The organism is Bacteroidota bacterium, from assembly GCA_016718825.1.
Taxonomy (GTDB): domain Bacteria; phylum Bacteroidota; class Bacteroidia; order J057; family JADKCL01; genus JADKCL01.
Window position 1 is genome coordinate 1 of the sequence record JADKCL010000007.1, and the last position, 13,105, is coordinate 13,105.

Sequence of the window (13,105 nt, forward strand, 5' to 3'; positions counted from 1 at the left end):
TGTGCCACTTCGTCCTTCCAGGGTGCCCGTTCGTCCATTCTTGCTGCGCGGGGTTTTGAGATGTTGTATTATTGAAACATGTTGCACGGAGTCTGCCAGGCGGGTCCGGACACATCATGCTGTAATACTCTTGCTAACCACTGGCTGCCACCCGAAATAATGAGGGTGGTGCGTTCTTCCGCTACGGGTGTTATGCATCCGGAGTGACGGGTCAAACCTAGTTTGCCCATGTGCAAAATGACCTATCAAAAGGTAATGCTTTGACCACAATCATTGCGCCGTCTTGCGGTGCAAAGGAGGATATTTATTATGGCCAAAATGGGTTGATATACAGGCCGATCAGGAGAGGTATGTCAGTGCGGGAAAATTGAGGTGAAAAAATTAAAAATATTTTCGTTTTGATGTACCATAATTGAATTCTTGGCGTATAGATTTGCAAAGAATGAATTTGAAGAAATAAACTGTTGCTGTTCCCTGACTCTGGCCACTAAGGCACTAAGGCACCAAGGTAACTTTTAGCCACCAAGACACATTAAGGCACGAAGAGAATTAACGATATTATGGTTTTAATTAGAAAGGAGTAGAACATGTAAATCATTGCTGGCTTCAGAACTTGCACTCCCTCTTGTAACAGCCGTTAGCCGCTCCACGTCGGCGTGATGTGGGGCATAAAAAATCAAGTTTTTTGCCAGTCGCCGTGTGTGATTCGAGCGGAATTGACGTGTGCGTATTGGTGTGTTTTACTTACCCATAAACAAAATGACATGGGAAAGCAATTTCGGAGTTGTTCATTTGAGCGGACAGTACGGTAACGTCCGCATGGTCATCGACCGAGGCAAGGCGCGCGCCCATTTGTCGGATGTTGTGACCAAGGATCGAATCATGACGGAGGAGGCTTTGCCCCGACGCGTGAAAACATGTCGGAATTCACTGGCGCAGCTTTGGCCGCGAGTGCATTGCGCAAGTGCCTTGGGAACCAAGCTACGGGATTTGGTGAGCGCTATTTGACTTCGCGTATGCAAGGGTTGATGCGCAGGATTGTGTCTCAAAGCAGTGGCATTGGTGGTGAACGTTCGGTCGAAATTGCAGCGAATGCAGCTATGGCCTACGATTTCGACCTGAACCGGGAAGAGCCATTAGCGGGAAGGTTCAAGGCAGATTATGATCTGCTGCCAAATCTGGACCGCAATATGGTGCAGCTGGATGTGCCCACGTTTGACACGCGTCTTGACTTGGCCAAGCCGCAAGGCGCAACGCATTTTCGCGTCTACCTTGTTGCCGGACTTCTTGCGGACTACACGTTTGTAGGTGGTACGATTCCCTATCAACCCGTCAATGCTGCGCTGAATGGCTTGAAGGCATCGGACCAAACGGCGGTATTGCCGTTGCGTGGCCCGTTGGTTCCGACGAGCATTCAGCTGACTGCGACGATCGCGAATGCGCCGGTCGTGCCTGTGGACGTGAGCCTGGTCGTCGGGCTCGGCATTGAGTTCTACCGACAAATCGGCGGTGCCAATACGCTGATGGGTTCGGGCAATGCCATAGAATTGAGCGTTTGTTTTAAACGCTGAAGAATTGGTTTTTTGCCGCTTGGCTGGCGGCTGGGTCCCGTTACTGAAAAGTAGCGGGACTTTCTATTGAAGCAGAATTTACAGAATTTGCAGAATCACACCGCGGGTTGAATTGTTGGGGTGATTGTCTGGATCAGAATCTTTAGATCAGCGAAGCTAATTTACAGGATTTGCAGAATTTCCGGAATTGTATCTTGGGTTGAATTGATTTGGCTTTTCGGGATCAGAACTTTGCCCGGTTTTCGTGTACCATGACTGCTCTCCGCTGTGCGTGACCAAAGTGACATGGGTTCCCGATGGGTGCATTAGCTTTGTATTCGATTCTTGTTGCGTGTCGCTTCAGGCTTCAAATCGGCTGGCTGCAGAAGGGTTTGCACACTGTGTTTCGCGTAGCGGAAAGGGCATGTGGTGTGGTCGTGAGGCAACAGCGTCTTAAACTGAAAGTCGGTGCGAGTGGTAGAAAGCAAAACGATTCGCCCCAAAGGATTTTTTTGCGGATCATCGGCAAGGATGGATTTGATTTGTTGTCATGTAAGTTTGTTGGGCTCCAACCGGAGCTGACCAAAGGAGGTGAATGATGGAAGATGCATTGCTTTATGATCGGATACAATTTGGCTTCACCATTTCGTTCCACTACCTGTTTCCGCAGCTCACCATGGGTTTGTCGTTGCTCATGGTTTGGTTCAAATGGCGGCATTTGCGCACAGGGGAGGAGATTTACAACGACGCCGCCAAGTTTTGGATGAAGATTTTTGCCATCAATTTCATGATGGGTGTGGTCACTGGCATCCCGATGGAGTTTCAATTCGGCACGAACTGGGCCAAATTTTCTGAACGCACGGGTGGCATCATCGGGCAAACGCTGGCGATGGAGGGCATGTTTTCGTTTTTTCTCGAAAGCTCTTTCCTGGGCTTGTTTCTGTTTGGGGAGAAACTGCTCGGTCAGCGCCTGCACTTCTTGACGGGATTTCTGGTTTTCCTGGGTTCGTGGCTGAGCGGATGGTTGATCATTGCGACGCATTCTTGGATGCAGCATCCTGTGGGCTATGAAATTGTGGAGAATGGCCGCTTTGTCCTGAATAATTTCTGGGCGTTGTTTTCGAATCCTTGGTTGTTGCCCTCCTACCTTCACAATCAGGCGGCTTCGTTGGTGACTTCGGCCTTTGTGATGGCGGCGGTCGGGGCATTTTACCTACTGCTCAACCGGCATGCGGCCTTTGGGAAGCTGTTTTTGCGCACGGGCGTGGTCGCAGGCTTGGTTGCAAGTCTGTTCGTGGCATTTCCCACCGGGGATTGGGCAGCCAAAAACATGGTACAATACCAACCCGTGAGCTTTGCGGCGATGGAGGGTCTATTTCATACGGAGGAGGGGGCCGAAATCGTGCTCATCGGGCAACCCGATATGCAGGCGGAGAAGCTCGACAACAAGCTGGCGGTGCCCAATGTCTTGAGCTTCCTTACCTATAACCGCTGGAATGCAAAGGTCAAGGGCTTGCACGAATTTCCCCGGGATACTTGGCCTACCAACGTACCGGGACTGTATTATGCCTATCATATCATGGTCGGTTTGGGCACGATCTTCATCGGATTGATGTCGTTGGCGGGTTTTATGCTCTGGCGAAAGAAACTGTTTGAGGCAAGATGGCTGTTGTGGCCGTTGATGCTGATCGCGCCTTTGGCCTATATCGCCAATCTTGCAGGTTGGTACACCGCCGAACTCGGTCGGCAGCCTTGGCTCGTGTATGACCTGATGCGCACGACCGAAGGTGCATCGCCCAATGTATCCGCCGGAAATACCCTCTTTACGCTGCTGGGATTCGTCGGACTTTACATGCTTTTGGGCTTGCTGTTTTTGCTGCTCACGGGCAAAATCATTCACAAGGGACCGCAAACACTTCAACACTAAGGCCATGGAGACTTTTTGGTTCATCATCCTTATGACCATGCTCACCGTCTACGTCGTGCTCGATGGCTACGACTTCGGTGCAGGCATCATTCACCTGTTTTTTGGCCGCGACGAACGTGACAAACAATTGATTACGCGATCCATCGGACCTTTTTGGGATGCGAATGAAGTCTGGCTCATCGCTGCTGGCGGTGTCTTGTTTTTTGCATTCCCCAAACTGTATGCAGCGTCCTTTTCCGGATTTTACCTGCCCTTGATCATGATTCTCTGGCTGCTGATTTTCAGGGCTATCGGTCTCGAGTTGCGGGGGTTGGTGGACAATGCACTTTGGCGAACTGCTTGGGACAAGGCCTTTGGGGTGGCGAGTCTATTGCTGGCCCTGTTTTTTGGATTGGCCTTGGGGAATGTCGTGCGCGGCGTGAATTTGGGGGGATTGGAAGGGAATGTCAGTGCCTTCGAACCGCATTATTTTTTCTTGCCACTCTGGGTCAGTGACTTTTCCCCGTTGGGCATCGACCTTGGGATCATTGACTGGTTTACCCTCATTTTGGGCCTTGTCGGATTGGTGACATTGACCATTCACGGAGCCAATTGGATTCGCTTCAAAACCCGGAGCAGCCTTCACGAGCAACTCCGAACCTGGGTTTTTCGGCTGAGCTGGGTATTGGTCGGCTTGGTCGCCTTGTCGCTCGTCGCTTGGTTGACGGTGCGGCCCGATCCCTTCCGCAATTTCCTGGACATGCCTGTGTTCTGGATCTTTCCGTTGCTCACATTGGCCGGATTGGTGGGGTTGCTGAATATCAAACGGTTCAAGCACGATGGCGCCGGATTCCTTGCTTCGACAACCTTCATCGTTGGTGCTGCTGCAAGCACGGCGGTTTCCGTCTTCCCTGTCTTATTGCCCTCCTCCAACGCCCTCCATCCCGACCTCACAGTGTACAATACCGCCACAGATGCGTATGGACTCCAAGCGGGACTGTATTGGTGGCCCTTTGCGGCGGTGCTTGTGGTGATTTATGTCGTCGTCCAATACCGCATTTTCAAGGGCAAAATGGACGATGTTGAATATGGGGAGCATTGAGCGGCCATTCCAGAACAAAGCGAAGGCGGCGCTACCCAAAACATGGTGTGAGCGCCGCCTTCGCTAATTCCTTGAACTGTGATCTTGAACTCCAACTCCAACGCAAACTCTAGGGTGCGTCATTGGCGTCCATAGTGTTACTGCTCAGGTGGGCTGATATCGCACGGAGGTAGTGTACAGTCAACCTCCCGATAGCCACAAAAAAACTTCTCTCAACTATTTTTTCAAATAAAGCCCATTCGCGATTTGAACAGCAATCGGCGCTAAATCGGTCACTTGCGTTTCCGAAATATCCAAATCTTCCAAACTCGTTAAGTAGCGCAAGGCTTCGATGTCCGACACTGCGGTATTAGAAAGATTCAACGTTTTGATTTTCACCAAGTCGCGCAAGGCTTCGATGTCCAAGATTGCCGTTTGGCTTACATCCAGCGAAGTCAAACGATGGAGGGATCGTACTGCGTCGATGGTTGTGATGCCTGTCAATGCGAGGTTTAGTTTTTCAAGCGACTGCAATTGCGCTAGTTCGTCGATCGCCGTCACCTTGCTGTTAGCCAAATCCAGATCTTGCAGGGCGCTGAGTGACCCAAGTGCCGCAACGGAATTCACATTCGAGAAGCCCAAGCTGAGTTCCTCCAAGGCCAGAAGGTTGCCCAATACGCCAATTTCCTGCAACGGATTGGACCCGAGATCGAGATGCGTCAACGCTGTCAAGTTACCTATCGGATCAATGTCCTTGATCTTGCAACTGAAAGCCCTGAGTTCTCGCAGCTGCAGCAGCCCGGACAAGGCGGAAAGGTCTGAGATGCTGGTGCTCCCAATGTCCAAACAGCGTAGCCCGTGCAATGCCTGCAGTGGAACAAGATCCCGGATCGGATTGCCTCTTAAATCAAGGGAATTTAGCCTTTGGAGTCCCTCAAGCCCTGAGATCACTTCAATCCGGCAATGCTTCACATCTAATTGCGTTAAGGCAACCAAGTTTTCAAGCGGACGGAGGTCATTGATCTGCGAACTGGGTGCGGTCAATGTCGTCAATTCCAGGCAGTTCTTGATCGGGCTCAAGTCGCTGACTTTGGTGTTTCCGATGACCAATACCGCGAGTCGAGGCATGCCGGCAAGCGGGCTGAGGTCCGCCAACTTGGAATTGTTGAGGTGGAGTTCCTTGAGATGGGTCAGTCCGTTGAGTGCCGAGATGGACGGACTTTTGGTACGACTCAAATTCAAAGTCTCCAATGCAACAAGTTGCTCCAGACCGTCGAGGGAAGTGGCTGGAACCTCGCTGAGATCCAAGGTGGTTAGTTGCGTGAGTCCCGACAATGGGCGCAAATCTTCCACGAATGTCAATTGCAATCCCAAGGAGCGCAGTTCGGTGAGTCCACTGAGCGGATCAAGGTCCTCAATGGACGAACTGTCGAGTTCAAGCTGCTCGAGCTGCGTCAATTCGGCCAAATGACTCCAATCTTCCAATTGGAGGTCGCTGAGGCAAAGCTTGCGAAGGGTGGGTGCGCAGGCTACCAAGGGGGCAAGGTCGTTGATGGAGGTAAAGTTCAGGTGCAGTTCCCGCAAGGCGCTCAGTTCACCAATCGATTCGAGGGAAGACACAGCTGTATAGCCGATATTCAAATGCTGCAAAGCCGTCAATGTGCGGATGCTTTCAAGATTCGTGAACGCACTACAGCCATGCAAACTGAGGGTTTCCAGGCAAACAAGGGAAGTCAATGGCGAAAAATCTTTCACCTTGCTGTTTTCGAGCGCCAATTGGGTCAATTTCGTAAGTTGGGAAAGCGGTCCAATTTCCGTAATGTGATCGCCAAGGAGCATCAACGATTCCAATTCTTGTAAGCCCCTGATTGGTTCCAAATCAGCAACGGGAGCTATCGAGCAATGAAGTATCCGCAACTTTCTCAGGTCCGACAATGGCCCAAGATCGGAAACAGGTGTAAGGCTCAGCCTGAGTTCCTCCAAGTTGACCAGTTGTTGTAAGGGACTGAGGTCACGAACTGGATTTTGGGTCAACGTCAGTACGCGGAGATGCCAAAGATCCGCCAACGGCTTCAAATCCTCAATTTCACAGTAGTCGGCTTTCAGACTACGCAGCCGAGGAGGCAGTTTGGAGGGCAATGTTCGAATGCGGTTGGGATTTCCTGCATTTTCAGATTGTAGCATCACCAATTCGCCGTTGATGATTTCAGGCCAACCATTGCTCAAAATCAATTCCTCCAGTTCCTCAAGATCCCCTACAGATGCAGGGACTATGCCCACGATGCCCGTTTGCCCCAAGTCTAATTTCTTCCATCCTTCGGCTTTCGCCTTGGCAATGAGTTCAGATGCTAAATCCTTCATATTATTTTATTTGCAGCATAGTGATTGCGGAAAAAGCTCGGGAAAATAGGCGAAACAAACAAGCATTCGTTGCAATTCCAGGCCTGAGTTTGTCAACTGCATGTGCGAGTGCCAGAGTCATCTTGAACTCCAACTCAAACTTCGGGCGCATTGGCACTGGCGGGGTTGCAGGCAGGGCGCATTGGGTGGCCAACGACCCACTGCGAAGGCGGCGCTACCCAAAACATGGTGTGAGCGCCGCCTTCGCTAAATCCTCGAACTGTGATCTTAAACGCAAACTCACCGGGCTGCCCTCCAAGGAAGACAGCCCGATCTCGTTAAGTTGGTTGCAAATCAATCTACTCCACCACAAACTTGATCCGTTTGGGCTCCGACATTCCTTGGGTGAGCGGCTCAATCCGGAAGAAATACACCCCGCTCGCGAGTTGGAAGTCCATGTCCCAGGTGTTTTCACCCTCGTTGGTGGACTTTTTCTCGCAATAGACACGCTTGCCGTTCATGTCCCAGACGCAGACTTCGACTTCGCCCATTTCGGCAGCATCATATTTCACGGTGAACTTGCCATCGTTGGGATTGGGGAAGAGCGTGGGTTCGGGCGCTGATGCCTCGGCGGAGACGGCGGCGGCCTTCGCGAATGGCGTTGAGAACTGGTAGTAGACTGACCAGGCAGAAGCCGGACCTTGTCCGCAATCCGTGTTGATGCGCCATTGGTATTGGGTCCCGGCTGTCAAACCCGTGATCGTGACACTTGTCGCAGGCGCAGCAACGGTGACCGTGGTCCCGGGAGGGATTGTACCTACCTTGCGGTACTGGATCGTATATCCCACCGCACATGGAACCGCGATCCAATTGAGCGTGGCAGACGAGTTGTTATTCGCCGTGACCGGAAGTCCGCCAGGTGTGGGGCAGCTGCTGCTCGGATTCACCTGGATCGTTGCCGAATTGGTGCAACCATTGGCATCGGTTACCGTGACCGAATAAGGACCCTTTTGCGTCACATTGATGGTCGGCGTCGTTGGACCCGTCGACCAGGCATAACTGACGAAACTCGGTGTGGTTGCCAGCGTACCGTTCACACCCGTGCAACCCAAAGGAGAATAGTTGATTGCTACAGCAGGCAAAGGATACATCACCACCGTCTTGGACGCAGTAGACTGACATCCCGCCAATGTCGTGACCGTCACCGAATACGTACCCGCAGCACTGACCGTGATCGTTTGTGTCGTTGCGCCTGTCGACCAGAGATAGTTACTGTAGCCCAATCCGGCGTCGAGCGTGACACTTCCGCCTTGGCAGAAGCCCGATTGTCCCGCAATCCCGTATTTGGGCGGAATCGGAGCAGTAAGCGTCGTGCTCAGGGTTTGGCTGCAGCCCGTCTCCATATCCGTGACCGTCACGGTATAGGTTCCAGCCCCGAGGCCGCTGATGTCCTGGGTTGTTTGCCCGCTCGACCATTGGTAGGTAAAGGTCGTGCCCGGTGCGCCGCCTGATACCGTGAGGTCGATCATGCCGTTGTTCACGGTATTGCAGGAAGGATTCATCGAGATGGCACTGAGCACAACTTTCGGGAACACGCAGACTTTCTGGCTTTGGGTGGAAATACAGCCATTGGCATCGGTCAATTGCAGGTTCACCGTGTAGGTGCCGGCTATCCCGTACGTATGGGTGGGCGCCTGTTGGGACGAGGAGCTGTTGTCTCCAAAATTCCAGGCATAGGCCAACCCGTTGATGGCCGCTGGCGTGAAGGTCAGCCCCCGGCCCACGCAGGTGACCATGTCACACTCCGCCCGGTACAACAACCGCGCGATGCGGTTTCTGCCTGTTCCGTTGAACAACGTAAATGTTCCCCCTGCCACCGTTTTGCCATCTGACTGGAGCGCAACCGCGTTGACCCCGCTGTTAAAGCCCGTCCCCGGACCAAAGGACGCGTCCAAGGTCCCATTGGCATTGAGTCGGACGATGCGGTTTCGTGCCACCCCGTTAAATAGGGTGAAAGCACCACCGACCACAAATTTCCCGTCGCCTTGGATGCTGATGGCATGGACAGTGGTGTTGAAGCCCGATCCCGGGTTGAATGTGGCGTCCAGCGCACCCGTTGTCGTGAGGCGGGCCATCCGGCTCCGTGCCGTGCCGACGTAATTCGTAAAGAGACCCCCAGCCACTATTTTCCCGTCGGATTGGATGCGAATGCAAAGCACACCATCGTCGAATCCGTTTCCGTTGGCAAAGCCGGTGTCCAAGGTGCCATTTGCATTGAGGCGCGCGATACGGTTGCGGTTTACCCCGTTGAAGGCGATGAAAATCCCTCCGATCAGGATCTTGCCGTCTGTTTGGATCGCCGTCGCCGAAACGTTGTTGTTTGCCCCGGAACCGGGGTTGAAGGACGTGTCCAAGCCGCCACTTGCATTCAAGCGCAGAATGCGGTTCCGTCCCACGCCATCGAAGGTGGTGAAGGTTCCGCCAACCACAAAAAAGCCATTGGGCTGAATCGAAATCGAAGCCACCCTGCCGTTACCAAAACCCGAACCGATGGTGAAACCGGTATCAATGCTTCCGTTGGCGTTCAACCGGGCCATTCCGTTTCTGGGGCTGCCGCTGTAGGTCGTGAAAGCCCCGCCCAACACGATCTTCCCGTCTGACTGGATCGCGATGGCATACACAGTGCCGTTGCAGCCCGTGCCGGGGTTGAAGGTGAGGTCCAGCGTACCGTCGGTATTGAGCCGGGCGATACGGTTTCTGGCCGTTCCGGCATATTGGGTGAAGGTTCCACCGATCAGGATTTTCCCGTCGGGCTGGATGGCAACGGCATGGACATCGCCGTTTGCCCCGGTGCCCGGATTGAACGCGAGGTCCAAGCTCCCTGCTTGGGCGCGAAGTTGGCTACCAGCGCAGACCATCAGCATCAAACAGATGCTCAACCGCAAAAGCTTCGAGATTTTTCCGTTGTTGCGCATCATCCGATCTGAAATATCATTCTTTGACATCTGCAAAGCAATCTTCATTCTTTTGGTCAAAAGTCCGGAGGGCCTTGGTTTCACCACTGATTCAACTGTCGTTGTTGCCTCCATTGCTTTTCGTTTTATTTTTCTTCTGAGAGGTGCAAAGGCTGGGACCGTATTGTCCCAGCCAATTGCAAAATTCATTTCCCAGCGGCGCGCGCCAGGTCAAGCCATTAATGGCTGATGATAAAGCTCGCCGGTGTGCCGGGGAAGGTGCCGACCGTCGTACTGCCGGTGGCAGTACAGCCATTGGCATCGGTGACGGTCACGTTGTAGGTGCCTGCGCCGACGTTGTTCACGTTTTGCGTCGTGACGTTGCCCGGTGTCCACAAGTAGGTGTAGCCTGGCGTGCCGCCCGTGGCGTTGGAGAGCAAGTTGGAGTTGCTACCCGCCTGACAGACGTTGCCGCTGTTGCTAGGTGCGACGGCAAGGGCGGATGCTGGTTCGCCGACCGTGGCAGATGCCGTCGTCGAGCAGCCGTTGGCATCGGTGATGGTCACCGTGTAGGTGCCCGCGGCGAGGCCTGACAGATCCTCGGTAGTAGCGCCATTGCTCCACAAGTAGGTATAAGCGCTGGTACCGCCCGTGACCGTGAGGTCGATCGCGCCGGTGGATGCACCGAAGCAGCCGACATTCGTATGGGTCTCGGTAGCTGCAAGCGCAGCGGCAGGTTGGGCGATGGTGACCGATGCGGTCGTGGAGCAACCATTGGCATCCGTCACGGTGACGGTGAAGTTTCCAGCTGCAAGGCCGGTGGCGTTGGCAACTGTCTGACCATTGGACCAAGCGTAGGTGTAAGGAGTGGTTCCACCCGTGGCAGATGCGGTGGCTGTGCCTGTGGTTGCGCCGAAGCACAGCACGTTGGTACCGACCGTGGCAGCTGCAGCAAGCACAACCGGTTCGGTCAGGGTCACGCTCAAGGTCGAGAAGCAAGTGGTGGTGCCATCGGTCACGGTGACCGTGTACGATCCCGCACCTACGTTGCTGAGGTCTTGCGTGGTAGCACCATTGGACCAAACGTAAGTGAAGGTCGTTCCAGGTGCACCACCCGTCACGCTCACGTCGATGGAGCCGTTGGTGGCGCCGTTGCAAAGCGGATTCAAGCTGGTGTTGGTCACGACAGGGGCATCATAGACGCAGACGATCTGTGAATTTGTGGTAACGCAGCCGTTGACGTCTGTCAATTGGAAGGTGACAGTGTACTGCCCGGGTGCGGTGTAGGCATGGGACGGGTTTTGTGCCGTGGAAGTGCCGGCATCGCCGAAGCTCCATGCGTAGGATGCACCGCTATTGGTGGCGTTGAAGGTGAGCGTTTTGCCCACGCAGGTGCTGAAGTCGCAGACTTGACCACCGCGCAAAGCAAAATTGTAGGGTGCCTCATCACAGTCGTTGTTGGCAACGTTGAGCGTGACCGTCTTTGCACCTTGGGAGGTGGGTGTAAAGGTCACGACGAATGTCCTGGTGCCACCTGCAGCAATGGTTGCCGGCAATGTGATGCCGCTCAGTACAAACATCGATGCATCTGTACCGGTGAGCGTGATGCCGCCTGTCGGGATCGTGAGTGCGGTGTTGCCCGTGTTGCTGATGGTGTAGGTACGTGCCAAGGATGAATTGGTGGCTACAACCCCGAAGTCGGTATGGTTGGTGGTCAATGGGGAAGTCGAACCATCTGCGATGGAAACACTGTTGCCAAGGACGTCGATTTCATTGGCTCCGCCCAGGCGGATCGCACAATTTTGATAGTTGGATACGGTAGTAATGAAATCTTGCTTGCCATCGGTGTTGAAATCGCCTACTCCAATCGACATAGGGTTCTGGACCTTGCTTACGCCAAATTACTGGAAGGATGTAAGTGCCCATTGCCCAATCTTCGAGACGTACAGAATGGCTATTGTCAAGGAAATTGACAGTGATGAAGTCGGGATTCCCATCACCGTTGAAGTCGCCTGCGGTGATCGACCTGGCACTGCCCCCAACAGGAACGATCGTCGGATTGGAAAAGGCACCCAATCCATTGCCAAAGAAGACCCGTACGTCATTGCCGCCACCGTCTCCACGCCCAACAGCAAAGTCTGGATTGGAATCTTTGTTGAAGTCGGCCACCGTGACAGACCAAGCACCGTTGTTGGATCCAGTTTGGAAGGGTACAGAAAGCGTTGATGAAAACCATCCAGCACCATCACCAAAAAAGACTGCAGCCGAATACAAATTGCTGTTGGCAATGACCACATCCGGCTTGTTGTCCTTGTTGAAATCGCCAACTGCAATTGCCCGTGGAAAGTTTACGACGGTGCCGTTGACAAAGGTGCTGCCAGCGGTGAATGTCCCCGATCCATTGTTGGTGAAAATCAAGAATCGCGAATAGCTCCAAGTCGTTACGGCCAAATCGATATCACCGTCGGAGTCAAAGTCAGCCCCGGCCATGGCAGAAGGCTCCCATGCCTGAGCATTCACGACGACGTTGGTTGTGCCCGGAATCGCCCCTGATCCATCTCCAAATCGGATCGAAATGGCGTTGGAGCTGCCATTGGCTACAGCGAGGTCTTGCTTTCCATCTCCATTGAGGTCAGCTACAACTATTGCGATGGCGCCTGCAGCAACCGGCACATCCGGCATATCCGAAAAGACACCGGTACCACTGCCCAATTTCACCGAGACAATATTGCTGGTCTGATTGGCAAAGCCAAATCTTGGTGGCCATCGTTGTTGAAGTCGCCAACGCCAACAGCAGTTGGGCTTCCAGATCCAGTCAGAAATGCAGGACCAGGGATAAAGTTACCTTGACTGCAGACAGGGTTGGTTACTGTGAGAGAAAAGCTGGTCGTGGCACTGCTCGCTGCACTGTAAGCTTTTACAGTGACAACAAAGGTACCCGCATTCTTGGGTGCAGTTATCCTTACATTTCCTGAAACGGGGTCCATCGAAAGCGTGCCGGAAAAATTGGCGCTTGCCGTGGCAAAGGCCCTAAGCGCACCCGATGGTGGAATTGAGGGTGTAACAAGCGTATTCTGCCCTGCCATTACCGTCGCATTGTTATAGGTTCCCAGCGTCGGTGCCTGCGCCATCACGAGTTGGGGAATGAAGAATGCCAGCATCAGCAGGAGGCCTGCGGTAGCATTGATCGAAAGTAATTTGTAGCCTTTCATACAATTGAATCGTTGAATTTTTTTTGTTGCCCGGGGCATGGAAAGCCCCGATGTTTTGACCT

At 53.3% G+C, this 13,105-nt stretch carries 8 protein-coding genes; 3 read left to right on the plus strand and 5 right to left on the minus strand.

The window, feature by feature from the left end:
• Positions 1-917 precede the first annotated feature (917 nt).
• The 3 genes from IPN95_09605 (at position 918) to cydB (ending at position 4,558) form a co-directional block, all read left to right on the plus strand.
• Positions 918-1,571 carry a hypothetical protein gene (locus tag IPN95_09605; protein MBK9449658.1) on the plus strand — a complete coding sequence of 218 codons (654 nt, stop codon included), beginning with the start codon at positions 918-920 and terminating at the stop codon, positions 1,569-1,571.
• A gap of 577 nt (positions 1,572-2,148) precedes the next feature.
• Positions 2,149-3,477 carry a cytochrome ubiquinol oxidase subunit I gene (locus tag IPN95_09610; GenBank protein MBK9449659.1) on the plus strand — a complete coding sequence of 443 codons (1,329 nt, stop codon included), beginning with the start codon at positions 2,149-2,151 and terminating at the stop codon, positions 3,475-3,477.
• A gap of 4 nt (positions 3,478-3,481) precedes the next feature.
• The gene (cydB, locus tag IPN95_09615) at positions 3,482-4,558 is read left to right on the plus strand and encodes a cytochrome d ubiquinol oxidase subunit II (GenBank protein ID MBK9449660.1); all 1,077 of its coding nucleotides are present in this window, start codon (positions 3,482-3,484) and stop codon (positions 4,556-4,558) included.
• A 216-nt stretch (positions 4,559-4,774) separates the two neighbouring features.
• Here the strand turns inward: cydB and IPN95_09620 are convergent, their stop codons facing one another.
• From IPN95_09620 to IPN95_09640, 5 genes are all read right to left on the minus strand, one after another.
• Positions 4,775-6,898: a leucine-rich repeat domain-containing protein gene (locus IPN95_09620; protein ID MBK9449661.1), complete on the minus strand. Its 2,124-nt coding sequence runs from the start codon at positions 6,896-6,898 to the stop codon at positions 4,775-4,777.
• 338 nt (positions 6,899-7,236) lie between these two features.
• Complete coding sequence (locus IPN95_09625) at positions 7,237-9,882, minus strand: T9SS type A sorting domain-containing protein (protein MBK9449662.1); 2,646 nt, start codon at positions 9,880-9,882, stop codon at positions 7,237-7,239.
• Between the two features lie 188 nt (positions 9,883-10,070).
• Positions 10,071-11,705 carry a choice-of-anchor D domain-containing protein gene (locus tag IPN95_09630; protein MBK9449663.1) on the minus strand — a complete coding sequence of 545 codons (1,635 nt, stop codon included), beginning with the start codon at positions 11,703-11,705 and terminating at the stop codon, positions 10,071-10,073.
• Entirely contained in the window at positions 11,602-12,549 is a 948-nt protein-coding gene (locus IPN95_09635; GenBank protein MBK9449664.1) for a VCBS repeat-containing protein, read from the minus strand. The genes IPN95_09630 and IPN95_09635 overlap by 104 nt, the downstream gene beginning before the upstream one ends.
• On the minus strand, positions 12,546-13,043 hold the full coding sequence (locus tag IPN95_09640; GenBank protein ID MBK9449665.1) for a VCBS repeat-containing protein: 498 nt from the start codon (positions 13,041-13,043) through the stop codon (positions 12,546-12,548). Before IPN95_09640 ends, IPN95_09635 begins: the two co-directional genes overlap by 4 nt.
• Positions 13,044-13,105 lie beyond the last annotated feature (62 nt).